Origin of the sequence: Kitasatospora sp. NPDC086801 (genome assembly GCF_044745805.1) — a bacterium.
Classification (GTDB): domain Bacteria; phylum Actinomycetota; class Actinomycetes; order Streptomycetales; family Streptomycetaceae; genus Kitasatospora.
This window is the reverse complement of the sequence record NZ_JBIVAX010000019.1, coordinates 63,223-85,067: the sequence shown is the minus strand read 5'-3', so window position 1 is coordinate 85,067 and position 21,845 is coordinate 63,223. Positions and strand designations below refer to the sequence as shown.

25 protein-coding genes are annotated in these 21,845 nt (G+C 70.2%); 14 read left to right on the top strand and 11 right to left on the bottom strand.

What is annotated here, in order from left to right:
* Nucleotides 1–148: 148 nt before the first annotated feature.
* A complete protein-coding gene (locus ACIPLC_RS20945; RefSeq protein WP_400474497.1) occupies nt 149–343 on the top strand; it encodes a DUF397 domain-containing protein in 195 nt (64 codons plus the stop codon).
* A 161-nt stretch (nt 344–504) separates the two neighbouring features.
* On the opposite strand, the gene ACIPLC_RS20940 is transcribed toward ACIPLC_RS20945, so the two are convergent.
* The gene (locus ACIPLC_RS20940) at nt 505–756 is read right to left on the bottom strand and encodes a hypothetical protein (protein WP_400474496.1); all 252 of its coding nucleotides are present in this window, start codon (nt 754–756) and stop codon (nt 505–507) included.
* A complete protein-coding gene (locus tag ACIPLC_RS20935; protein WP_400474495.1) occupies nt 753–1,121 on the bottom strand; it encodes an ATP-binding protein in 369 nt (122 codons plus the stop codon). The genes ACIPLC_RS20940 and ACIPLC_RS20935 overlap by 4 nt, the downstream gene beginning before the upstream one ends.
* A gap of 146 nt (nt 1,122–1,267) precedes the next feature.
* Here ACIPLC_RS20935 and ACIPLC_RS20930 point away from each other — a divergent pair, with 146 nt between their 5' ends.
* Together ACIPLC_RS20930 and ACIPLC_RS20925 are read left to right on the top strand one after the other, a co-directional pair.
* The gene (locus ACIPLC_RS20930; protein WP_363584992.1) at nt 1,268–2,137 is read left to right on the top strand and encodes a helix-turn-helix transcriptional regulator; all 870 of its coding nucleotides are present in this window, start codon (nt 1,268–1,270) and stop codon (nt 2,135–2,137) included.
* Nucleotides 2,138–2,139: 2 nt separating this feature from the next.
* Nucleotides 2,140–2,334: a DUF397 domain-containing protein gene (locus tag ACIPLC_RS20925; RefSeq protein ID WP_400474494.1), complete on the top strand. Its 195-nt coding sequence runs from the start codon at nt 2,140–2,142 to the stop codon at nt 2,332–2,334.
* 49 nt (nt 2,335–2,383) lie between these two features.
* Here the strand turns inward: ACIPLC_RS20925 and ACIPLC_RS20920 are convergent, their stop codons facing one another.
* Complete coding sequence (locus ACIPLC_RS20920) at nt 2,384–2,803, bottom strand: NUDIX hydrolase (protein ID WP_363632113.1); 420 nt, start codon at nt 2,801–2,803, stop codon at nt 2,384–2,386.
* Nucleotides 2,804–3,155: 352 nt separating this feature from the next.
* Between ACIPLC_RS20920 and ACIPLC_RS20915 the strand changes: the two genes are divergently transcribed.
* The 7 genes from ACIPLC_RS20915 to ACIPLC_RS20885 all read left to right on the top strand — a co-directional run bounded on the left by ACIPLC_RS20915 (nt 3,156) and on the right by ACIPLC_RS20885 (nt 8,543).
* Nucleotides 3,156–3,368: a hypothetical protein gene (locus tag ACIPLC_RS20915; RefSeq protein WP_363584986.1), complete on the top strand. Its 213-nt coding sequence runs from the start codon at nt 3,156–3,158 to the stop codon at nt 3,366–3,368.
* Entirely contained in the window at nt 3,352–3,867 is a 516-nt protein-coding gene (locus ACIPLC_RS20910) for a DUF6879 family protein (RefSeq protein ID WP_400474493.1), read from the top strand. The genes ACIPLC_RS20915 and ACIPLC_RS20910 overlap by 17 nt, the downstream gene beginning before the upstream one ends.
* Nucleotides 3,864–4,697, top strand: coding sequence for a helix-turn-helix domain-containing protein (locus ACIPLC_RS20905; protein WP_400328115.1), 834 nt, complete (start codon nt 3,864–3,866; stop codon nt 4,695–4,697). Before ACIPLC_RS20910 ends, ACIPLC_RS20905 begins: the two co-directional genes overlap by 4 nt.
* A 100-nt stretch (nt 4,698–4,797) precedes the next feature.
* On the top strand, nt 4,798–5,700 hold the full coding sequence (locus ACIPLC_RS20900; RefSeq protein WP_400474492.1) for a phosphotransferase: 903 nt from the start codon (nt 4,798–4,800) through the stop codon (nt 5,698–5,700).
* Nucleotides 5,701–5,734: 34 nt separating this feature from the next.
* Complete coding sequence (locus ACIPLC_RS20895) at nt 5,735–6,730, top strand: hypothetical protein (protein WP_400474491.1); 996 nt, start codon at nt 5,735–5,737, stop codon at nt 6,728–6,730.
* Between the two features lie 10 nt (nt 6,731–6,740).
* Complete coding sequence (locus ACIPLC_RS20890) at nt 6,741–7,415, top strand: histidine phosphatase family protein (RefSeq protein ID WP_363632108.1); 675 nt, start codon at nt 6,741–6,743, stop codon at nt 7,413–7,415.
* A gap of 9 nt (nt 7,416–7,424) precedes the next feature.
* Nucleotides 7,425–8,543, top strand: coding sequence for a hypothetical protein (locus ACIPLC_RS20885; protein ID WP_400474490.1), 1,119 nt, complete (start codon nt 7,425–7,427; stop codon nt 8,541–8,543).
* 137 nt (nt 8,544–8,680) lie between these two features.
* Here the strand turns inward: ACIPLC_RS20885 and ACIPLC_RS20880 are convergent, their stop codons facing one another.
* The 5 genes from ACIPLC_RS20880 to pdxH form a co-directional block, all read right to left on the bottom strand.
* Nucleotides 8,681–9,916, bottom strand: a complete 1,236-nt coding sequence (locus ACIPLC_RS20880; protein ID WP_400474489.1) for a cytochrome P450 — start codon at nt 9,914–9,916, stop codon at nt 8,681–8,683.
* 293 nt (nt 9,917–10,209) lie between these two features.
* Nucleotides 10,210–11,004, bottom strand: coding sequence for an aminoglycoside N(3)-acetyltransferase (locus ACIPLC_RS20875; RefSeq protein WP_400474488.1), 795 nt, complete (start codon nt 11,002–11,004; stop codon nt 10,210–10,212).
* Between the two features lie 15 nt (nt 11,005–11,019).
* Nucleotides 11,020–13,473 (bottom strand): FxsB family cyclophane-forming radical SAM/SPASM peptide maturase, encoded by a 2,454-nt coding sequence (locus ACIPLC_RS20870; RefSeq protein WP_400474487.1) that lies wholly within the window; start codon nt 13,471–13,473, stop codon nt 11,020–11,022.
* 41 nt (nt 13,474–13,514) lie between these two features.
* Nucleotides 13,515–13,697, bottom strand: coding sequence for an FxSxx-COOH cyclophane-containing RiPP peptide (fxsA, locus tag ACIPLC_RS20865; RefSeq protein ID WP_400474486.1), 183 nt, complete (start codon nt 13,695–13,697; stop codon nt 13,515–13,517).
* Between the two features lie 488 nt (nt 13,698–14,185).
* Nucleotides 14,186–14,818 (bottom strand): pyridoxamine 5'-phosphate oxidase, encoded by a 633-nt coding sequence (gene pdxH / locus ACIPLC_RS20860; RefSeq protein WP_400474542.1) that lies wholly within the window; start codon nt 14,816–14,818, stop codon nt 14,186–14,188.
* A gap of 416 nt (nt 14,819–15,234) precedes the next feature.
* On the opposite strand from pdxH, the gene ACIPLC_RS20855 reads away from it, so the two are divergent.
* Both ACIPLC_RS20855 and serC read left to right on the top strand, forming a co-directional pair.
* Entirely contained in the window at nt 15,235–16,335 is a 1,101-nt protein-coding gene (locus ACIPLC_RS20855; RefSeq protein ID WP_400474485.1) for a citrate synthase 2, read from the top strand.
* A gap of 144 nt (nt 16,336–16,479) precedes the next feature.
* Nucleotides 16,480–17,598, top strand: coding sequence for a phosphoserine transaminase (gene serC / locus ACIPLC_RS20850; protein WP_400474484.1), 1,119 nt, complete (start codon nt 16,480–16,482; stop codon nt 17,596–17,598).
* Nucleotides 17,599–17,886: 288 nt separating this feature from the next.
* Here the strand turns inward: serC and thpR are convergent, their stop codons facing one another.
* The gene (gene thpR / locus ACIPLC_RS20845) at nt 17,887–18,474 is read right to left on the bottom strand and encodes an RNA 2',3'-cyclic phosphodiesterase (protein ID WP_400474483.1); all 588 of its coding nucleotides are present in this window, start codon (nt 18,472–18,474) and stop codon (nt 17,887–17,889) included.
* A 45-nt stretch (nt 18,475–18,519) separates the two neighbouring features.
* On the opposite strand from thpR, the gene ACIPLC_RS20840 reads away from it, so the two are divergent.
* Nucleotides 18,520–19,038 (top strand): GNAT family N-acetyltransferase, encoded by a 519-nt coding sequence (locus tag ACIPLC_RS20840; RefSeq protein ID WP_400474482.1) that lies wholly within the window; start codon nt 18,520–18,522, stop codon nt 19,036–19,038.
* Between the two features lie 58 nt (nt 19,039–19,096).
* Here ACIPLC_RS20840 and ACIPLC_RS20835 read toward each other — a convergent pair whose 3' ends face one another.
* Nucleotides 19,097–20,386 carry an MFS transporter gene (locus tag ACIPLC_RS20835; protein ID WP_400474541.1) on the bottom strand — a complete coding sequence of 430 codons (1,290 nt, stop codon included), beginning with the start codon at nt 20,384–20,386 and terminating at the stop codon, nt 19,097–19,099.
* Nucleotides 20,387–20,757: 371 nt separating this feature from the next.
* Complete coding sequence (locus ACIPLC_RS20830; RefSeq protein ID WP_400474481.1) at nt 20,758–21,192, bottom strand: MarR family winged helix-turn-helix transcriptional regulator; 435 nt, start codon at nt 21,190–21,192, stop codon at nt 20,758–20,760.
* Between the two features lie 214 nt (nt 21,193–21,406).
* Between ACIPLC_RS20830 and ACIPLC_RS20825 the strand changes: the two genes are divergently transcribed.
* Nucleotides 21,407–21,802 (top strand): VOC family protein, encoded by a 396-nt coding sequence (locus ACIPLC_RS20825; RefSeq protein ID WP_400474480.1) that lies wholly within the window; start codon nt 21,407–21,409, stop codon nt 21,800–21,802.
* The last annotated feature ends 43 nt before the right edge of the window (nt 21,803–21,845 follow it).

Here is a 21,845-nt window from a genome sequence, read left to right as displayed (position 1 = left end):
GTACGGCGGGGTCTCAGTGTAGGAACGACTGAGGACCCAAGGGAATAGCACAACGGGTCGCACGAATTGACATGACCGAAACGACGCGGCTGTGCGCCCGCTTATCGTGGCTCCAGCACGTCCGCCACGGAGTACAAGGAAGGTAGCCATGGACCACCTCAACTGGCAGAAGCCGAGCGTCAGCGGGGAGGAAGCCAACTGCATCGAGATCGCTTCCGACGGCGACTTCGTCTACCTCCGCGAGTCCGACAACCCCACCCACATCGTCACCACCACCCGCACCAAGCTCAACGCCTGGCTCCTCGGCGCCAAGGCCGGCGAGTTCGACCACTTCATCGCCTGACCTCCACGGACCGGTATGGCGCGGGCCCGCCTTGAAAGAGGCGGGCCCGCGTGCCATGCATGGCACCTATACCTGGTCCCGGCGATCCCGCAGCCGCTCGGACCGGGCCTGGCAGACACCGCCGACGGCGGCGGCCAGCAGGATCAGGACCAGCATGCCCGTCACGCCCGGCCCCGCTGGCGCTTGAACTCGCGCAGCAGGGCGAGCAGGTTGATCAAGGTGCTGGCCGGGATGTTGCCGATGGAGACGAGCGCCCGGCCGTTCAGATTGGTCTCGCCGGGCTGGGCGGACGGCCAGAGGAGACCGAACTCGCGCCCCTCCGTGCGGAGATCGACGATCAGTTCGGCGACCTGCCGCCCGGTGAGCTGCCGCAGGGCCGGGTCGGCGGGGTGGATGGGGTGGTGGGCGATCACGCGGCGCCGTCCAGCTCGAACCAAACGCGCTTGCCGAGCTTCTGCGGCTCCGCTCCCCAGCGGTGCATGAGCCCCTCCACCAGCATCAACCCCCGCCCGGACTGGGCGAGCAGGTCGGGCTTCCGCCGCTCGGGCAGCACGGGGCTGCGGTCCGCGACGGTGACGCGGAGCGTCCCGTGGACGACGGCGACCAGGACGACGGGCGCGGCGGTCAACCCGTGCCGCCAGGCGTTCACCACCAGCTCCACGAGAGCGAGTTCGGCATCCCCGATGGAGGAATTGGGGTACCCGGCGCGCGCCATGGTGTCGCGCAACGCCTCGCGAGAGACGGTGAGGGAGGGGGAGTTGAGGTTGGGGTCACACATGGGGAATCTCCCAGCGGTGCAAAGTGATTGGTGAGTGGACTGTAGGGCCAATCACCACAATCCTGCAACACTCTCCGCATCTAGATCTACACTTTCAGTAGGCGGCCCACTCGTTGGCCGAACTACTGCACGAGAAGGGCACGTGCATGGGATTCAGGACCGCAATCAGCGAACGACAGCGTCGACTTGGCGATGAGCTGCGGCGTCTCCGCACCAGCGCAGGCATGTCCCTTCCAGAACTCGGCGAGCTGGTCGGCATGAAGGGACCAGCCGTCAGCCACACCGAGTCGGGCAGGCTTGGTATCAATCCTGAGCGATTGGCCCTCTGGCTCGACGCCTGCCATGCCAACGATCCCGAGTATCGAGCAGGCCTTCTCGCCATGGGCCAGAGCAACGGCAAGGGCTGGTGGACCGACTACCGGCCCTACGTTCCAACGTCAGCCCTCGATCTCGCCGAGTTCGAACACGGCGCTACCCGCCTGGACACATACGAGACGCTACTGATCCCTGGCCTGCTCCAGACCAAGGGCTACAGCGAGGTCATCCTCGAATACGCGCAGAAGACGGTCGAGTTCCGACAGTCGCGGCAACGGATCCTGAGCGTCGAGAACGGGACGCCATTTCATGCCGTGATCCACGAGGCTGCGCTACGAACGATGTACGGCGGACCTACCGTCATGCGTGACCAGCTGAACCACCTGGCCGAGGTTGGCAAGCTGCCTCACGTCACCATCCAGATCCTGCCGTTCGACTGCACCGTGTTCGCCTCGGCCGACACCCCGTTCATGCTGCTTCACGGCCGACACTCCAAGCTCGACACCGTCTTGATGGAACAGCCCCAGGGCTCACCATTCCTTGGCGAGCCCGAAGCAGTAGCCTCGTTCCGGCGACAGTTCGAACGACTCAAAGGCCTGGCACTCCCGCCTCTGACGGCCAGCGCATCCGAGCTATCGCCCTCATATCGCGACTCATGGGGCTTGCTCCAGCACATTCGGTACGCAGTACAGGGAAGGTAAGCATGGAACAGCTCAACTGGCAGAAGTCGAGCTTCAGTGGGGAGCAGACCAACTGCATCGAGGTCGCTTCCGACGGTGAGCTGGTCTACATCCGCGAGTCCGACGACCCCGCCCACATCGTCACCACCACCCGCACCAAGCTCAACGCCTGGCTCCTCGGCGCCAAGGCCGGCGAGTTCGACCACTTCACCGCCTGACCCACACAGCGCAGAAGGGCGGCTCCCGCGAACTCGCGGGAGCCGCCGCCTACCGATCGGCGCTGAGCGCGGTATCGAGATACTCCTGCACCGGCTCGAACAGCCCGTACGGCACGTACTCGGGGATCTCGGCGAGAGCCACCCACGCGAGCTGGTCCAGCTCCTCCGTGTCGACCACCTCGGCGGTGCCGCTGACGACCTCACAGGCCGTGTACGACATCAGTCGGCCGGTCTTCGGGTGCACGCGCTCACCCAGGAGCTTGATCGCGGCCACACCGAGCCCGGTCTCCTCCGCCGTCTCTCGGACAGCCGCCAGCTCGGGCGACTCGCCGGACTCGATCTCACCAGCCGGGAACTGCCACGAGAGCTGGCCCTCGCTGACCCGCCGCCGGACCATCAGGACGCGGCCTTCGTGGGCCACGATCGCGGCGGCGATTCCCGGGCGTTCCTCGGCAGTCTGCTGTGTCACGTCTGCTCCTCCAGCGCGGCCAGGACGGGTGGAAAGATCGTATCGGCGCGATGAAGCGGGTCACCTTCTCTCGCCGACACCAGTGCCGAGACGATCTTCTCCAAGCGCTTTCTGGAGCACATCAGCTCCAGGGCTCGGCCGGGCCTCTGATGATGACGGACTTCAGCCGGACCAGCGGTTGCCCCTCGCAAGGAGCCGCCGGTCAACAGCTCCCCGGAGCGTCAGAGCGGGAGACCCCCGGCAAGATTCTTATTCCAGATCGGGAATATGCCCGATACGGCTTGGACAGGCGCCGCAGCCGGCCTTAGCGTCGTTGATGGGTTGGGAGGCACTCGACCTGGAAGGGGTCAGCATGGCTGAGTACCCGCAACTGCTGCGTCTTACCGGCAAGTTCAACGGCCCGAACTGCGACGATGACGACTGCCCGAACGTGTACGCCACCGACCGAGGGACGTTCGTGGTCCAGGGCGACCACTTCACGGCCCTGAAGGTGCCCACCGGGGAGTCCGCCGTCGAGATTCCCCGACACGTCCTGGAGGAGGCCATCCGTGCTCTTGGATGGTGACCAGTGGCGCGCTCACTTCGACAGCTACCAGCACGAAGCGTTCCGGTTCGAGGCGCAGCCCGCCTACACCATGCCCAGGGAAGCAGAGAGCCTGGCCCGCTTTCTGCGCGGCGAGCCGAAGCCGGTCGATCACAACGCGGCGTGGCACCGGAGGGTGCACGGCTTCGTCTCCTCGGGGCGGACGATCGGCCGCGTCCGGGTGGTGCGCCGCCCCCTCACGGACTACCAGCGGTACCAGTTCGCCTGGGGCATCCCCGGCAACATCGCCGCCGGGGAAGACATTCGAATCCTGGACGCCACTGAACGGAACTTCGGTATCCCCGACCAGGACTGGTGGCTGTTCGATGACACCTCGGCGGTCCACCTGAACTTCCGACCTGACGGCACCCAGATCAACCGGGAGCTGGTCAGCGGCGACATGCGCCGCCACCGCGAGTGGAAAAGAATCGCCCTGGCTCACTCCGTGCCGTTTTCCGAATATCTGAAAGAGCTCGGGTGACGCTCGATCCAGATCAGCTCGGCCGGTCGAAGTCCGATCTGGCCGAAACGCTCAGAAGGCTCCGCCTGGAAGCCGGTCTCACAGGAGACCGGCTTTCGGTGCGTTGTGGCATCTCCCAGAGCAAGATCAGTAAGATCGAGACCGGAAAACTGACCCCGACCCTCGTCGATGTGGAGCGCATCCTCAGGGCTCTTGGGGCTCCGGCCGCCCTCGTCCGGGAAGTATCCTCGCTGGCTCGTACGGCCAATACCGAGTGGCAGGACAAGCGAACCTCATGGCGCCGGGGCATCGAAAAGCGACAGGCGGAGCTGGCGTCGCTGGAGTCGGACGCGACAGAGCTGCGATATTTCCTGCCGGCAATGATCACAGGCCTCCTGGCCACGCCCGAGTACATTCGGGCCAGCTTGAGCCACTCCCCCGGCGACAGGGCGATCATCGTGGGCCGCAAGCTGGAACGCCAGGTGGCTCTCTACGACGAATCAAAGTCATTCACGTTCCTGCTCACGGAGCAGGCGGTGAAGTGGGCACTGCTTCCTCCTCAGGCAATGGCCGTCCAGATTGACCGCCTTGCATCGCTCACCCATCTGCCGTCCGTTCGAATCGGCGTGATTCCATATGGGACACTTATTACTCGCGGACCAATGAACACGTTCACGGTGTACGACGACCGCCTCGCCACTGTGGAGTCGTTCACCGGCCGTCTCGCATTTCGCGATCACCGGGACATCCAGCGCTATCGTGAAATTTTCTCGATATTCGAAGAATCCGCCCTCTTCGGCGACGAGGCCAGGGGGCGGCTCAGCGAATGGTCGATGATCTACCGTGGGTGATATTTATTCACTGACGGGAATATCGTTGTCCGGCCTGCTCGAACCCTCCTAGTCTGGACGCCTGCGCTACGGCGACTCGGTACGGCAGAAGGACGGGCCGATGAACACCTGGGAGTTCGTGAAGGACCGGACCGCCACCCGGGGTGCGGTCTGGAGATCGGCTGACGGCTCGCTCTACAAGCGGACCGGCGGAGAGGACTTGCGGGCGGAAGTCGAGTTCCAGCAGCTGGCCGCCGGACTTGGATACCCCGTACCTGCGATTGTCGACAGCGGATTCGAAGGCGGAAGTTACTTCGCCATCGAACGCACCATCGGCAACAGCTCACTGCACGAGGACGCCCTGGCCGACACTCAGCGGGCCGGACAGGTCGGCGACCACGTGATCAGCACCGCGGCCGCCGTCGCCTCGAAGCTCCTACAGGCCCAGGCGAGGCACCCTCTGCCCTCGACCCCGTGGTTCGAGAAGGCGGCCTTCGCAGCGGCCGTCTTCGAGGAGAACCCGGACTTCGACACGCCGCGGGTCCACCATGCCGTCGAGCACGCCCTCGACCGGCTGTCCCGACTCCCCATCGTGCACGGGCACTTGGACTACGGTCTGCCCAACATCCTCACGGCCGGGATCATCGACTGGCAGCACCACGGACCGATCCCGTTCGGCTACGACGTGTACCCGGCGCTCGACATCGTGGCCTTCAAAGGTGGAGGCAAGGGCTACACCATCACCTCGGAGCAGCGCGCCACGTACACCGTCGCACTCGACCGGACCAGCACGTCCCTGATCGGCCGGCGGGTGAGCGATCACCTGGGCGATTTCCTGCTCGTCAAGTGCTTCTTCTTCCTCGCCCTCATGCGGCCCACTCACCCCGCAGGGCATGACAAGCACATCAAGTGGCAGTACCGCCGCGCCCTCTTCTCGATGGGACTTGAGCAGTATGAGTCGTCCACCACGATCGACACCGGAGCCTTCCCCGCTCTGGAGCAGTTCGCCGCTGAACACCGGTAGGCCGGTCCCCATCGTCCGCGACCGTGACTACCTGATGGATCACCACGGCGTCGTCTTCAAGGTCATCGGGGACAGCCACCCCGGCAGCCACTACCTGGGCTACGTCAAGTACCACCCGGACGAGAAGGGGGACCGGCGGGTGTTCGGCCGGACCTACCGGCAGAACAGTGTCGTGTCGAAATCCTTCGGCATCCTTGCCGACCGACCGGAGTGCTACGTCTACTCCGACGCCCTCGGCTGCGTCATCACGGGCATTCCGCGCGAAGACGTCGCCGTCCACTACTCGTGCCGCCAGGCCCTCTCTGCCATCCATGAGGAACCCGGAGCGGTCGCCGACAATCCGGCAGGCAAGGACCTCCTGGCGATCACCGAGTGGATCACCGCGAACGGCGCCCGGGATCTCCTGGGTGTCACCGGGTCCTTTCTCGTCGGCTGTTTCAACGAACGCTCGGACATCGACCTCGTCTGCTACGGGCCGGAGGGCTACGAGGCCGCCCAGGACCTGTTCCAGCAGACCACTCTGATCAAGCCCTACGACGGAGACGACCTGACCCGGCTGTACATCCGCCGGGCCAAGTACATGGAGGGCAGCTCCTTCGAGGCCCTCATCAAGCAGGAACGCCGAAAGCTCCAGGGGCTCACCTCCAGCTCCGGCGCGCACATCAACTGCGAACCCATCCGCTCCGACCGCGACAGACCCTTCTCCCGCATCTCCTCCAAGGAGATCGGAGAGATCTCCCTCCTCGCGAGAATCACCGACCACGCCGAAGGCCTCACCACCCCGGCGCTCTACGGGATCAAGGTCAGGACCATCCTGAGCTCGACCATCGACGAGCCCGACTCCTTCGCCCGCCGGATCACCCACATGCGTTCCTACCTCGGCGCCTACACCGGCGCGTTCCGATCCGGAGACACCGTGCACCTGTCCGGCAAACTCGTCCACTCCCAGGACGGCGACCGCAGCAGCTTCGGCATCGAGCTCACCCCCTGGACCGTCAGCGGCTCCTACGTCGCCAACCTCGCCGCGTAGGCGCCGCGCGGTGGCCCTGCTCGTCATCCGGCACGCCGAGTCCGTCGAGAACGCCGACAAGTACCACGGCTTCTACCAGGACCCGCGCCCCTGCACCGGAGCCGTCGCCCACACCATCTCCCGCACGATCGTCGGCCTCACCCCGCACGGTTTCCGGCAGGCCCAGTGGCTCGCCGGCATCCTGCCGAAGCTCGCCGGCCCCACGCCACGCGTCTACACGTCGACCTACCGCAGGACGATCGACACCGCCGCGATCGCCCTGCCCGACATCCCCGACGGCTGGCCCCAGCAGACCACGCTCCTCGACGAGCAGCACTACGGCGACGCCACCTACATGACCAAGCGTGAGCTGAACGACAGCTACCCCGAACTCGCCGAGGACCGCCGCCTGCGCAAGCACCTCTGGACCGCACCGGGTGGCGGCGAGTCGCTCGCCGAAGGCGTACTCAACCGGGCCACCGAGTTCGCCGCCCTCGCCCAGGCCGAACTCCAGGAATCGAGCACCATCGTCGCCTTCACCCACCAGACCGCCGCAGTGGCACTCCGCTCCCTACTCGAAGCCTGCACCCTGCCCGAGATCCTCGCCGAGGAGCGGAAGGGCAAGATGCCCAACGCCGCGATCCTCCACTACGAACTGCGAGACGGCCGGTTCACCCGGACGCGAACCACGACCCCGCCGATCTAGGAGGAGTCCGTGCGACACCTGTTCCTCAACGGCCCTGTCCAGAACGGGACCTTCATCTTCGGCACCCGCCCCGGCAAGGCCGTCGGCATCCGCCTCGCCGCCGCCCTCAACGCCATCCTCGGCTCACCGCCCGCACCCCACCTGTGGAACACCGCCACCCTCGCCGGAGACCTCCGCCACCGCGAGGCTGAGGGGCCGAAGATCCCCCGTCAGCGCTTTGAGGCCGACCTCATCGCGAGCAAGTACGCGCCGGGGCAGTCTCCGGCAGGCGGCATCATGACCGACACCGACACTGAGGTCGCAAGCCTCGCCCTGGAGATGATCGAGAACAACCTCCGCGCCGGCACCCTGACCATCAGCCGTGAGACCGTTCCCACCTGCCGGGCCTGCGGCCACATGACCGGTACCGGTGGCCGCCCCTGCAACGCCTGCGGCAGCACCGACACCCGGGACCGCACAAGCCTTCACCTTGTCGCCGAACTCGCCAAGGACCGCCCCATCCTCGACCGCTCGGACATCCACGCCAGTCACCGACAGCAGCCCAGACACCTTCAGGGCACCGTCGGCAAGGTTCCAGGGCACCTGATCCTCTCCCGTACCCGCGACCACGGCATCGACCTGTCGCCAGTCGGTCTCGACCGCCTCGTGCTCGACCCGCGCGCCGGCATCCATGCCACCGTCCTCGCCGCAGCCCGAAGGCACCGGGCGGAGGTGGCCGTCATGGCCACCACCCAGAATGCCGCCAACCACATCGCCGCCCACGGCCTGCACTTCCGCGAACACGACGGCATCCGCCTCCGCTATGCCCTCCACGGACACCTGCCCTACAACCACACGGCAGATCTTCAACCGCTCCACGACGCATACCGAGCCACCCCGGCGATCAAGGAGAGCTTCGAAGCCTGGTTCCTCCCCCTCTTCTCCCTGCAGGCCAAGGCCGCAACCCGGCCCGAGCAGTTGCCGGCAATCTTCAGGCACTACATGCGGGCGCACCTGGCCAGACCGGCTGCAGCCGACGAAGAGATGATCGAGGCCCTACGGCGCTCAGTCGAAGCCGGCAATACGGAATGGATCACTCGGAAACGCGTGCTGGCCGCCGCGATGACAGCTTGTGAGGCCACTGTGTAGAAGCATCCGGCCCTGCATAGGAAGTCGGGCCCACCGACTTCCTACGCACAGGGAGGCTCGACAGGAACGTCGCCGCCTTCGACGGAAGGGCGGCTCCCGCGAGTTCGCGGGAGCCGCCCTTCCCCCAGGTGCCGCCGTCACTCTGCGGTGGGCCTCGGGACGATCCAGAGCTCGGCCGGGCCGCTGATGATGACGGACTCCAGGCGGGCCGGCGTCGGGCTGGCCGGGTCCAGGACGCTGCCGGGGTAGGCGCCGAAGAGGCCGCCCAGGGCCACTTCGGCCTCCAGCCGGGCCAGGGGTGCGCCGAGGCAGAAGTGCGGGCCGTAGCCGAAGGACAGGTGCTCCTTGTCGGGGCGGGTCGGGTCGAAGTCGTCCGGCCGGTCCGGGTGGACCTCCGGGTCCCGGCCGGCCGCGCCGAATCCGAGCAGGATCGGCTCGCCCTGCCGGATGACCACGCCCTCGCCGAGGTCGATGTCCTCCAGCGGGTAGCGGAGCGGGATGTGCATCACCGGGCTCTCGTGGCGCAGGGTCTCCTCGATGACGTCCTCCCACGCGAGGGCGCCCTCGCGGACCTGGGCCAGGTAGCGGGGGTGGGTGAGGAGCGCCTGGACGGCGCTGGTGATGAGGTTGACGGCGGTCTCGTACCCGGCGCCGAGCATCAGGAAGAGCTCGTCGCGGGACTCCTCCTCGGCGCGGCCCGTGTCGCCGCCGGTGCTGACGGCGGCCACGTCGCTGGCGAGGTCGGGCCCGGGGTCGCGCCGTTTGAGCTCCAGCAGTTCGGTCAGCACCACGTTGATCTCCGCCCGGGAGGCCGTCATCTGCTCGGTCGTCGCCGTCGTCGTCAGCAGGGTGTCCATCGACCGGCCGATCTGCGGCCGCATGCCGGCGGGTACGCCGAAGAGGTCGCAGATCACCGTCATGGTGAGCGGGAGCGAGAGGGCCCGGCGGAGGTCCACGGCCTCGCCGGGGCCGAGGTCACGGAACGCGCCGACCAGGGCGGCGGTCGCCGCCTCGATCCCGGGCCGCAGCGCGGACACCCGGCGGGGCGAGAACGAGGGCGCCATCCGTCGTCGCCCCGAGCGGTGTTCGTCGCCGTAGCGGTTGAAGAAGTTCTGCTGGAACGCGATCGGGCCCATCGGCCATCCCTCGGGCACCGAGGCCAGGCCGGGCCAGTGCTTGCGCGGGTCGCGGGAGACCCGCGGATCGCCGGTCAGGGCGCGGATCACCGAGCTGCGGGTCACGGACCAGGCGATGATGCCGCCGGGGAGTTCGACCCGCACGGCGGGCCCGGCGGCGCGAAGCTCCGCGTTCTGCTGGTGCAGGGCCCGGGCGGTCATGTCCAGCACCGGGCAGCCGTTGTCGTCTGGAGCCATGGCATTGCTCCTCAGGATCTCTCGGGGGTGCCCCGGCAGTCCGTGCCGCGACACGTCCTGCCGTGTCCGGGGCCTGCGCTCCGTTCTAGAGCGGCGCGGAGCGGTCGTCAACGGGCCGGGACGGTGTTACCAGGATCATCCAGTCAGACGGACTGTGCACCGTCTACACCGATGGTCACGCCGAACCGGCCCAGGTCCGGCATCCCCTCCCCCCCCCACTGCCGACCGCGCTTCGATCGCGTAGGAAGTCGGTGGGGCCGACTTCCTACGCACCAGGGCGCTGAACAGGACCGTCAGGGGCGGAGGAGGTGTTCGGCGAGGTCGACGGCTTCGCGGACGGGGGCGAGGCGGCAGTCGGTGGTGCCGAGGTGGGTGGTGGTGATGCCGGTGGCGGCGGCGAGGACGCGGGTGCCGAGGTCGGCGAAGTGGAGGTCGTCGAGGTCGGGGGCCTGGAAAGTGAGCCAGCCGGCGGGGCCGACACAGCGGTATTCGCGCAGGGGGACGTCGGGCATGCGCTGGTCGGCGAGGTGGAAGGCGGTGAGGCGGGCCATCGGGACGCCGAGCATCAGCACCCGGGCGTCGAGGTCGTAGAGGCGTCCGAGCGGGGAGTCGGGGCCCAGGTGGGAGGTGAGGGGGTGGTGGGCGGTGATCTCGTGGGCGTGCCGGCCGAGGGCCGTCCAGGAGGTCTGGGGGTGGCGGCTGCGCAGGGCGCCGGGGCGGGTGCGGATCTCCTCGGAGAGGGCGCCCATGGTCGGCGAGCAGGGGGTGTTCGCCGGGTCGAACCGCGGCATCCGGGCCCGGTAGGCGGCGGTCTCGGCCGGGGTGAGGCCGGCGGTGGCGGTCTGGTGGATGCGCGAGGTGGCGGAGTTCTCGGGGGTGGCGGTGTAGGCGACCAGGGTGCCGTCGGGGCCGAGGAGGTGGAGCAGCGCGTCGGCGACGGTGGCGGCGCCGCCGTCCACCGGACCGAGGGCGCGCAGCGAGGCCTGGACGTGCAGCACCATGCCCGGGCGGACGCCGAGTTCGGCGAAGCCAGCAGCCAGCTGCCCCATGGTGAGGGCGGTGCCGGTGAGGGCGGTGACGGTGCGCATGGCCGCTCCTCTGGGTCAGGCTTCGGCGAGGCGGGCGTGTCCGCGCTGGTGTCCGCGCTCGTGTCCGCGCTCGTGGCGGGCCCGGTCGGCGGCCCGTTCGGCTGCGGCGGGCAGCGGTACGGCGAGCCACGGGGTGACGCTCTCACGCATGCCGTCGGCGAAGCGCAAACCGAGCGCGGTGAGTGCGCCGGATCCGGCCAGCCGGTCGACGGCTTCGGCGGTGTACCGGCGCCAGAGCGCGAACTGGGCGCGCGCCCGGTCGGCGGCCTCGCCCGGCAGCCCGTCGTAGGCGAGCGCGCGGGTGCCCCAGTACTCGGTGACGGCGAGGTGCGCGTAGGTGCCCTGCAACAGGCCTTCGAGCGGGCGCGGGTCGGGCCGCCAGGGCGCGAGGTACAGCTGGTCGTCGGCCGGGTCGTGGAGGTCGAACAGGTCCAGTACGGCGCCGAGTTTGACGTGCTGGAACTCGTGCGCGAGCAGCAGCGCGAGCGTCGGCGCGGTCGCGGGCCGGGCGATGCCGACCGCGCCGTGGGCCTGCCGGGCGGCCGAGCTGACGTCCCGTCCGGTCGGGCCGGGCCGGAGCGGGGTGATGGTGGTGAGGCCGGCCCGGAGGCCTTCCGCGTACGCGGGCAGGTCGTGCCCGAGCAGTTCCCAGGCTTCGCGCAACGCGCCGGTCCAGTCGAGCAGTTCGCCGTCGGAGAGCCGGCCCGCCACGGCGTGGTCGTGGCTGTCGCGCAACGGGTCGACGTCCTCCAGGGCGACCGTCCACCCGCCGGCCAGCCGGACCTGCCGCAGCGGCTGGTCCAGGGCGGTGGCCAGCGATCCGTCGGACGCCCGCACGCTGAACCCGTCGGCCAGGCCGGTGACGACGGCCTCCCCGTCCGGGGCGGCGGTCCGCCCGAGGGTCGGCAGGTGCAGCCACCCACCGCGCACCGGCACCGCGACCGCGTCCCCCCGCCCGGCGCGGACCGCGGCGGCGGCGGCCAGGGCGGCCAGCGGGCCGAGCCCGACGGTGAGGTCCCCGGCGAGCCGGCGGGCGGCCCAGGCGCGGGCGTACGGGTGGGCGAGGACGGCGTCGACGGCGGTGGGTGCGCTCGCGTCGAGTTCGGACAGCAGGGCCCAGGCCACCGATCCGGGCTGCCCGGAGGCGTCCCAGGCGGCGGCCAGCATCGCCCGGGTGACGGCGAGTTGGGCGCGGGACAGGGCCCGTACGGTGTCCTGGTCCCCGTATCCACGGGCGAGTTGGTCGAGTTGCCGCTCGGTGAGGGTGGCCGGCACCACCGGCTCCCCGGCCTGGGCGGGTACGGAAGGACCCGCCGCGGCAACGGAACCGGCAGCGGAACCAGAGGCAGAACCGGCGGCGTCGCCGGCGAGTTCGTTGATGAGCTTCATGAGGTCACCGCAGTAGACGGAGGGATTGTCGAAGCCCGTGTCGGCCCGGTACCGGTGGGCGTACAGGCCGCCGCCGCAGCTGCGGACGACCGGGCAGGCCCGGCAGGCGGCGCTCAGCCCCGCGAGCCCCGACTGACGGGCGGTCATGCCGGGGTGCAGCGCGACCTGGTCGAGGCTGTGCGAGAAGACGTCGTATCCCGTCTCCGGCGCGCCGTCGTAGGCGGTCTTGAGGCTGTCGGCCTGTTCGAAGGTGCCGTCCGTCTCCAGGACGACGAGGTCGGAGGGTTCCAGGCCGAGCGATTCGGTGAGGCTGGAGAGCCCGTGCAACGTCCGGTGGACGGATTCGAAGGTGCGGACGGCGAACGGCCGGCCGTCGGCGTCCCACCTCCGGTACACGGCCAACAGCCAGTCCGCGTACGGCGTTCGCGCACCATCGACGGCCGGTTTCGGCCGGTCCTCCCAAGTGGCGTGCGGCAGCAGGAAGTCGACGGCGGGGGGGTCGAGTTCGGCCAGGGCGCGGTAGACGGCGTCCGGGTCGTTCTCGATGTCGACGGTGCAGAGCAGCCCGGCGTAGAGGTGCCGGTAGGCGGGCCGGCGCAGCCGCTCGACCGCCCGCAGGACGTGCGGGTGGCTGCTGCGGCCGTCGGCGAAGCGACGGTGGCGGTCGTTGGCGGCGCGGTCGCCGTCGAGCGAGATGCCGACCCTCATGCCGATCTCGGCGAAGAGTTCGCAGTAGGCGTCGTCCAGTTGCACACCGTTGGTGTGGATGCGCAGGTCGAGTGCACAGCCGGTCGGCAGGGCCGCTCGGAGCGCCTTGGCCGCGTGACGCAACCGGTCCGGGCCGGCGAGCAGGGGTTCTCCCCCGTGCAGGACGACCCGGACGGCGGGCAGCCGGTGCGCGGCCGCGTGGTCGCCGATCCGCTCGGCGATCCGGTTCAGGACTTCGTCACCGATGACCTTGGGGCGTCGACGCCAACTGGTGTCGGCGTGCTCGTACACGTAGCAGTGATCGCAGGCGAGATCACACCGGCTGTGCACTTTCACGACGAATTGAGTGAAAGGCAGCGGAGTTGGCGTCATGGTCGATCGGATTCAGCCGGAGCCGATGGTCAGTCGGCCGATCAGATGGAGGAGTTGAAGGCCGCGACCGGCACCGCACCCGCACCGGTGTCGGGCAGGGCTCGTCGGATCCTGGCGGAGAGTTCCTCGGCGCCGAGCTGGGCGAGGTCGGCCAGCGAAGGCCGGGTTTCGCCCTGAGGCTCCGTCAGTTCAATGCGGGGCAGGGTGTCCAGTCCGGGTGTCATGTTCGATTCTCTTCCACGATGGGGGTTAGAGAGAAGCAGGGCCGGGTATATACGTCGGCCTAGTCGACCAGGGTACTGCCAGCGTGTGGGCTGCGCCGTTCTCTTGCGCGCTCCTAACAGCCACTACCCCCTTCACGCAGCGAAGTCTCGCCAAAAGTTCACCCACTCGGCGGTCGCGTGACGGCACCTGACCGGCGCACAGACCACCCGACGGCGGCCGCCGAGCGCACCCCGGCGGCGCCTCCGCGGTGGCATCCGGCCGCCACCCCGCCCCGATCTACTCCACCAGCGCCGCCGGGGTCCCCATCCCCGGCGCTCACGCACCATCCGAACCACCGGTCGGCGAAGGCTAGTTGGCGCGATTCAGCAGCGCCACCCGCCCCCGGTCAGCCCGCCCGTCCCCGGTCAGCCCGCCCGCCGCCGTCGGCCTCCGCACCACGGCGGGCCCAGCGGCCCGGCAATATTCGAACACCGCAGAGGGCGACCGACTACGGGCAGAGCCGCTCCACCCGCCACCCGCCGGCTCCGGCCGGCTCGGCGAAGTAGCGCAGCCGGTCGTGCAGCCGGTTCGCCCGCCCCTGCCAGAACTCGACGCTCTCCGGGATCACCCGGTACCCGCCCCAGAACGGCGGCACGGGCACGCCCTCGCCCTCCGGGTAGCGGCGCTCCAGTTCGGCGTAGCGCTGTTCGAGGACGTCGCGCCCGCCGACCGGGCTGGACTGTTCGCTGGCCCAGGCGCCGAGCTGCGAGCCGTGCGGCCGGGTGCGGAAGTAGGCGGCGGTCTCGTCCCGGCCGACCTTCTCCACCCGCCCCTGGACGATCACCTGACGGGCCAGCGCGATCCACGGGAACAGCAGCGCGGCATGCGGGTTGGCGGCGAGCTCGGCGCCCTTGCGGGAGCCGTAGTTGGTGAAGAAGACGAAGCCGCGCGCGTCGTAGTTCTTGAGCAGGACGGTGCGCGAGCTGGGCCGCCCCTGGGCGTCGGCGGTGGAGAGCACCATCGCGTTGGGCTCGACCACCCCGGCGTCGTCCGCCTCGTGGAACCAGCGGGTGAACTGGGCGATCGGCTCGGGCGCGAGCTGTTCCTCGACCAGGCCCTCGTGGGTGTAGTGCTTGCGCATCACGGTGAGGTCCGGTCCGGGCCGGGCATCGTCGGCCAGGATCCGGGTGGCGGGGCTCAGGGGCGTCGACTGGGCGCGTTCCGGGGTCTGCACGTCAACATCATCCCGTACGACAAGCAACCGGCACCGCTACCTCCGGACAAACCCCGGTGGGAGATAAGGTGTCCCGCCACCGCTCGACCGCCCGCCGTACGGTGAATTGTCCGGAACCTGGCGTTTGGTTCCGGGAATTCCGGGGCACGACCGACCCTCGGCGAGAAAGTCAAGCGGTCCCAAGCGCAACATCACCATGGTGGTGTATGGCGCAATGCACCCCGTGCCTGTCACTCTGGCACCGAGTGCCAACCACCAATCGGTCACTGGCGCGCCGCCCCACCACGGCGCAGCGCCGATCGCAGAACTGAAGGAGCCGTCGTATGTCCGACTTCGTACCCGGGCTTGAGGGAGTCGTCGCGTTCGAGAGCGAGATCGCCGAACCCGACCGTGAAGGCGGCGCGCTGCGGTACCGCGGTGTCGACATCGACGACCTGGTGGGCAACGTCTCCTTCGGCCACGTCTGGGGCCTGCTGGTGGACGGCAAGTTCAACCCCGGCCTGCCGGCCGCCGAGCCGTTCCCGATCCCGGTGCACTCCGGTGACATCCGGGTCGACGTGCAGTCCGCGCTCGCCATGCTCGCCCCGGTCTGGGGCCTCAAGCCGCTGCTCGACATCTCCGCCGAGCAGGCCCGCGACGACCTCGCCCGCGCCGCCGTGATGGCGCTGTCCTACGTGGCCCAGTCGGCCCGCGGCCAGGGCCTGCCGATGGTCCCGCAGAGCGAGATCGACAAGGCCGAGACGGTCGTCGAGCGGTTCATGATCCGCTGGCGCGGCGAGCCGGACCCGAAGCACGTCAAGGCCATCGACGCCTACTGGACCTCCGCCGCCGAGCACGGCATGAACGCCTCCACCTTCACCGCCCGCGTCATCGCCTCCACCGGCGCCGACGTGGCGGCCGCGCTCTCCGGCGCGGTCGGCGCGATGTCCGGCCCGCTGCACGGCGGTGCGCCGTCCCGCGTGCTCGGCATGATCGAGGAGATCGAGCGCACCGGCGACGCCACCGCCTGGGTCAAGAACGCGATGGACCGCGGCGAGCGCCTGATGGGCTTCGGCCACCGCGTCTACCGCGCCGAGGACCCGCGCGCCCGGGTGCTGCGCCGCACCGCCAAGGAGCTCGGCGCGCCGCGCTTCGAGGTCGCCGAGGCGCTGGAGAAGGCCGCGCTGGAGGAGCTGCACAACCGCCGCCCCGACCGCGTGCTGGCCACCAACGTCGAGTTCTGGGCCGCGATCATGCTGGACTTCGCCGAGGTGCCGGCACACATGTTCACCTCGATGTTCACCTGCGCGCGCACCGCGGGCTGGTCGGCGCACATCCTGGAGCAGAAGCGCACCGGCCGGCTCGTGCGCCCCGCCGCGCGCTACATCGGCCCCGGCCCGCGCCGCCCCGAGGAGATCGAGGGCTGGGACGCCATCGGCCACTGACGCACCCCGTCTCGCACCACCCCTGAGCAGCGGGTCCGGCCTTCGCCGGGCCCGCTGTTCGCACGGCCGTGAGCTGCGAAGATCACAGTCTCAGCGGGCGGACGACCGTACCCCGGGCGGGGCCCCGGCCGGTAGGCTGCGCGGGTGGCTCAGATCCAGATCCCCGCTGACATCAAGCCCGCAGACGGCCGTTTCGGCTGCGGACCTTCCAAGGTGCGCCCCGAGGCCCTGAGTGCCCTCGCCGCCACCCAGACCTCCCTGCTCGGCACCTCGCACCGCCAGGCCCCGGTCAAGAACCTGGTCAAGCGCGTGCGCGAGGGCGTGAGCAGCCTCTTCTCGCTCCCCGAGGGCTACCAGGTCGTCCTCGGCAACGGCGGCTCCACCGCCTTCTGGGACATCGCCGCGTTCGGCCTGGTGCGGGAGAAGTCCCAGCACCTGGACTTCGGCGAGTTCTCCTCCAAGTTCGCCTCCTCGGTCAAGGCCGCCCCGTGGCTCGCCGAGCCGAGCGTCATCAAGACCGCCCCGGGCACCCACCCGCTGCCGGTCGCCGAGGCCGGCGTCGATGTCTACGGGCTCACCCACAACGAGACCTCGACCGGCGTCGCGATGCCGATCAAGCGCCCGGCGGGCGCGGACGAGGGCTCGCTGGTCCTGGTGGACGCCACCTCGGGCGCCGGCGGCCTGCCGGTGGACATCACCGAGACCGACGTCTACTACTTCGCCCCGCAGAAGTCCTTCGCCTCCGAGGGCGGCCTGTGGCTGGCCGCGTTCTCCCCGGCCGCCCTGGAGCGCGCCACCGAGATCGCCGGCTCCGGCCGGTACATCCCGCCGTTCTTCGACCTGCCGACGGCCATCGACAACTCGTCGAAGGACCAGACGTACAACACCCCGGCGATCTCCACCCTGTTCCTGCTGGCCGACCAGCTGGAATGGCTGAACGGCAACGGCGGGCTCGACTGGGCCGTCGCCCGTACGGCTGATTCCTCGTCCCGGCTGTACGCGTGGGCCGAGAAGTCCTCCTACGCCAGCCCGTTCGTGGCGAACCCGGCCGAGCGCTCCCAGGTCGTCGGCACCATCGACTTCGACGAGTCGGTGGACGCCGCCGCCGTCGCCAAGGCACTGCGTGCCAACGGCATCGTGGACACCGAGCCGTACCGCAAGCTGGGCCGCAACCAGCTGCGCGTCGCGATGTTCCCGGCGATCGACCCGGCGGACGTCGAGGCGCTCACCCACTGCATCGACTACGTGGTCGAGCAGCTCTGAGCGATCCCGTGCACGGCTGAGGGCCACCGCCTCCGGGCGGTGGCCCTCAGCCGTTGCGGCCTGCGCGCCGCCGGGCCTACCCGCCGACCATCGAGCTGATCAGCACGACGACCAGCAGCAGCACCAGGGTGCCGGTCACGATACGCATACGAGTCTTGGGATCCACGGTCAACGAGCGTACCTCCGGCCCACCCGCCGACTGATCGGAGCCCCGGGCCCAACGGCCACCCCGGGCCCCAACGGCCACCCGGGCCCGAACCGCCGCCCCGGGCCCGACCGCGCCCCGGCTCAGCTCCAGTCGGCGAGCGGCCAGGCGCGCAGCGAGGAGTAGTGGGCGAAGCCGCCGTCCAGGTCGCTCTGCATCAGGTGCAGCTCGGCGGCCTCCCACTCGGGCCCACGGTAGTCGGCCAGCGCGGCCGCCAGGGTGTCCAGCTCGGCCGCCGCGAGCCGCTGGACGGCCCGCCGGTGGCCGCGCGAGGAGCCGGCCCGGGCGAGGGTGAGGTGCGGATGGAAGGTGAAGGCGTCGACCTCCCCGGTCACCCCGGCGGCGGCCTCGGACACGGCCTCGGCGAGCCTGCGCAGCGCCCAGGCCTGCCCCTCCACCCCGGCCCAGAGCACCCGGTCGCCGAACCGCCCGGCGCCGGACAGCCGCAGCCGGTGCACCGGGTGCACCTCGGCGACGGCGGCCAGACCCGCCTCCAGCTCCGGCAGTCCCTCGGCCGGCACCTCGCCGAGGAAGGCCAGCGTCAGGTGCCAGCCCTCGACGGTGGTCCAGCGCAGCCGGTCCGCCCCGGGCAGCCCGCGCACCGGCGCCACCGCGTCCGACAGCCCCTGGAGCGCGTTGACCGGCGGCAGGACCGCCACGAAGAGCCTCATGGGGACATCTTCCCGCGCGAGGCCGTTTGGGCTAGAACCTTTCGTATGAAGATCCGCACCGGGGGACCAGACGACGTTCCCGACATCCTCGCCCTGCTCGACGGCGCCGTGGGCTGGCTGGCCGGCCAGGGCCGCACCGGCCAGTGGGGCGACCAGCCCTTCAGCACCGTCCCGGCCCGGGTCGAGCAGGTCGCCGGGTACGCCGCCGAACCGTTCCTGATCCGCCTCGCCGAGGATGCCGAGGGCCGCGCCATCGGCTGCTGCGTGCTGTCCGAGGAGCGGGGGAAGTACATCCCCCCGGTGGACGAGCCCGAGCTGTTCGTCCGCATCCTGGTCACCGACCGCAGCCGCAAGGGCTCGGGGATCGGCGCCGCGCTGATCGCCGACGCGGTCGAGGAGACCCGCCGGCGCGGCCTCGGCCTGCTGCGGGTGGACTGCTACGCGGGCGCCGACCGCAGGCTGGTCGGCCAGTACCGGGCACTCGGGTTCACCGAGACCGAGTCCTTCGAGGTCGAGCAGCCGGACGGCGTCTGGCCCGGTCAGGTCCTCGCGATCCGGCTCTGACCCTCGACCCTGCACCGAAGCCCCGGGGCGGACCACCGCCCCGGGGCGTGACGCTACATCAGCAGGCGGGCGCCAGCTCCGACTTGTTGGCGGTGACGGTCCGCGGCACGAAGGCCACCACCCGGCCGCCCCGGCCGGGGTGCAGGTCGAACCGCACCCGCAGGTCCGCGCTGCGGGCCAGCACCAGGCCCACCACACCGGCCGCCAGCGCGGACACCAGCCCGCAGGCCAGCAGGCCGAGCCGGGGCCCGTACGAGGCGGTCACCCAGCCGACGATCGGGGCGCCGATCGGCGTGCCGCCGGTGAAGACCAGCACCAGCAGGCCCATCACACGACCGCGCATCGCGGGGTCGGTGGCCAGTTGCAGCGTGGAGTTGACGGAGGTGTTGAAGCTGAGTCCGAACACCCCGACCAGCGTCAGCAGCACCGCGAAGGTCCAGTAGTCGGGCGCGAACGCGGCCACCACCTCCAGCGAGCCGAAGGCCAGTGCCGCCGCCACCAGTCTGCGCAGCCTGGGCACGCCCCGGCGGGCCGCGAGCAGCGCACCGGCCAGCGAGCCGACCGCCATCGCGGTGTTCAGCAGGCCGTACTGCCCGGCGCCGACCTTGAACGTGTCGTAGGCGAAGCCGGAGAGCAGCGTCGGGAAGTTGAAGCCGAAGGTGCCGATGAACCCGGCCAGGACCATCGGCCAGAGCAGTTCGGGCCGCTCCTTGACGTACCGCAGGCCCTCCCGCAGCTGGCCCTTCTCGCGGGCGATCGGCTCGGTCGGGCGCAGTTCGCTCTCCCGCATGGCGAGCAGCCCGCCGATCACGGCGGCGAAGGACAGCGCGTTGACGGCGAACGCCCAGCCGCTGCCGACCGCGGCGATCAGCAGGCCCGCGACGGCGGGGCCGACCAGCCGGGCGGTCTGGAAGTTGGCGGCGTTCAGGCTGACCGCGTTGGCGAGGTCCTTGGGCCCGACCATCTCGGACACGAAGGCCTGCCGGGTCGGGTTGTCGACCACGGTGACCAGGCCGAGCAGCAGCGCGAAGGCGTACACGTAGTACGGCGTCACGACGCCGCCGACGGTCAGGACGGCCAGGCCGGCGGCCAGCAGGCCCATGGCGCCCTGGGTGTAGATCAGCAGGCGGCGCTTGGGCATCCGGTCGGCGAGCACGCCGCCGAACAGGCCGAGCAGCAGCATCGGCAGGAACTGCATGGCGGTGGTGATGCCGACCGCGAGGGGGCTGCCGGTGAGGCTGAGGACCAGCCAGTCCTGGGCGATCCGCTGCATCCAGGTGCCGGTGTTGGACACCACCTGGCCGGCGAAGTAGTAGCGGTAGTTGCGAACGCGCAGGGAGGAGAACATCCCCCCGGGCCTCGTGAAGCGGGCACCTGCGGGAGACGTGGACGCGTGGGTGCGTCCGGGAGCGGCGGGGTCGTCCGCCGCGGTGCGTTCGTCGGGGTCGTCGTCGCCGCTGCCGGGCAGCCCCGTGGGGGCGGGTGCCTGGAGGTCGGCGGCCGCGGCGCCGGCCGCGGTGGGGTCGGCGGTCTGGTCGTCGGTACGGATGGCGGCGGCGCTGGCTGCGGCCGGCGGTGTCACGGTGGTCTCCCCTCGCGGCGCGGCGGCCCGTACTGCGGCCGTCGCGCTCCTGGTTTCGGTGGTCGGTCCTGCGGTGATGCGGTACTCCTTCTTCTCCCGGCCGGCCGGGGTCGGCGTGCCTGCCGGGGTCGGCGTGCCTAGAGGTGTGCGAGCTTGTAGAGCACGGGCGCGGCCTCCCTGAGGACGGCCCACTCCTCCTCGTCGAGCCCCTCGGCGAGCTCGGCGAGCCAGACGTTGCGGCGCCGGCGGCTCTCGGCGAGGATCGCCTCGGCCTGCTCGGTGCTGCTGACGACCACCTGGCGGCGGTCCTCGGGGTGCGGTTCGCGCCGCACCAGCCCCTTCTCCTCCAGCATCGCGACGATCCTGGTCATGGAGGGCGGCTGCACGTGCTCCTTCCGGGCGAGCTCACCCGGTGTCGCCTTTCCGCATCTGGCGAGGGTGCCGAGCACCCCCATCTCGGTGGGGCTCAGCGACTCCTCGACCCGCTGGTGTTTGAGTCGACGGGAGAGGCGCATCGTGGACGACCGCAGCTGATTGATCGCTGCGAGGTCCCGCTCGGACATCTCGGGCATGTTCTTTAGCCTACGTCATTACTCTCGCTAAGGAAAATGCGTTCCCTTTCCACCCCGCCGACCCCGTCCGTTCACCGCGCGCCGGAAGATCGGCCCGGTGCGATGCTGGTCCTGGGTCTCGAATGGTCTCGATTGGTCTCGATCCGACGCGCCGCCGGGCGCCCGCTCCCCCTTCCACAAGGGCCGACACCACTCCCAGAAGGGCCGACCAGACATGTCCGACCTCGCCGCCGAGCAGAACGGCACCGGCTTCGCCCGTCTCGCCATGGTCACCATCGACTGCCCCGACCCGATCGCGCTGGCCGGGTTCTACGGCGAGCTGCTGGGCTGGGAGAGCCGCCACCTGGACGAGCAGTTCGCGATCCTGGACAACCCGGAGGGCGGCAGCCCGCTGGGCTTCGGCCGGGTCTCGGGCTACCGGCCGGAGCCGTGGACGGAGCCGGACGGCGGCAAGCACTTCCACCTGGACTTCTACGTGGACGACCTGGACGAGGCCATCGCGAAGGCGCTCGCACTCGGCGCGACCGAGCCGACGTACCAGCACGGCCGGACGCTCAAGGTGCTGATCGACCCGGTCGGGCACCCGTTCGGACTAGCCCCGCTGGAGTGACGAACCCGGAGTAACGGACGAACCGCCCGGGGGCCGTGCGCAG

Bases quoted from the DNA above. Each gene is read 5' to 3' on its own strand.
- ACIPLC_RS20945 (WP_400474497.1), top strand. From the start codon at position 149: ATGGACCACCTCAACTGGCAGAAGCCGAGCGTCAGCGGGGAGGAAGCC.
- ACIPLC_RS20935 (WP_400474495.1), bottom strand. From the start codon at position 1,121: ATGTGTGACCCCAACCTCAACTCCCCCTCCCTCACCGTCTCTCGCGAG.
- ACIPLC_RS20930 (WP_363584992.1), top strand. From the start codon at position 1,268: ATGGGATTCAGGACCGCAATCAGCGAACGACAGCGTCGACTTGGCGAT.
- ACIPLC_RS20925 (WP_400474494.1), top strand. From the start codon at position 2,140: ATGGAACAGCTCAACTGGCAGAAGTCGAGCTTCAGTGGGGAGCAGACC.
- ACIPLC_RS20915 (WP_363584986.1), top strand. From the start codon at position 3,156: ATGGCTGAGTACCCGCAACTGCTGCGTCTTACCGGCAAGTTCAACGGC.
- ACIPLC_RS20900 (WP_400474492.1), top strand. From the start codon at position 4,798: ATGAACACCTGGGAGTTCGTGAAGGACCGGACCGCCACCCGGGGTGCG.
- ACIPLC_RS20895 (WP_400474491.1), top strand. From the start codon at position 5,735: ATGGATCACCACGGCGTCGTCTTCAAGGTCATCGGGGACAGCCACCCC.
- ACIPLC_RS20880 (WP_400474489.1), bottom strand. From the start codon at position 9,916: ATGGCTCCAGACGACAACGGCTGCCCGGTGCTGGACATGACCGCCCGG.
- ACIPLC_RS20875 (WP_400474488.1), bottom strand. From the start codon at position 11,004: ATGCGCACCGTCACCGCCCTCACCGGCACCGCCCTCACCATGGGGCAG.
- ACIPLC_RS20870 (WP_400474487.1), bottom strand. From the start codon at position 13,473: ATGACGCCAACTCCGCTGCCTTTCACTCAATTCGTCGTGAAAGTGCAC.
- fxsA (WP_400474486.1), bottom strand. From the start codon at position 13,697: ATGACACCCGGACTGGACACCCTGCCCCGCATTGAACTGACGGAGCCT.
- pdxH (WP_400474542.1), bottom strand. From the start codon at position 14,818: ATGCGCAAGCACTACACCCACGAGGGCCTGGTCGAGGAACAGCTCGCG.
- ACIPLC_RS20855 (WP_400474485.1), top strand. From the start codon at position 15,235: ATGTCCGACTTCGTACCCGGGCTTGAGGGAGTCGTCGCGTTCGAGAGC.
- thpR (WP_400474483.1), bottom strand. From the start codon at position 18,474: ATGAGGCTCTTCGTGGCGGTCCTGCCGCCGGTCAACGCGCTCCAGGGG.
- ACIPLC_RS20840 (WP_400474482.1), top strand. From the start codon at position 18,520: ATGAAGATCCGCACCGGGGGACCAGACGACGTTCCCGACATCCTCGCC.
- ACIPLC_RS20835 (WP_400474541.1), bottom strand. From the start codon at position 20,386: ATGTTCTCCTCCCTGCGCGTTCGCAACTACCGCTACTACTTCGCCGGC.
- ACIPLC_RS20830 (WP_400474481.1), bottom strand. From the start codon at position 21,192: ATGCCCGAGATGTCCGAGCGGGACCTCGCAGCGATCAATCAGCTGCGG.
- ACIPLC_RS20825 (WP_400474480.1), top strand. From the start codon at position 21,407: ATGTCCGACCTCGCCGCCGAGCAGAACGGCACCGGCTTCGCCCGTCTC.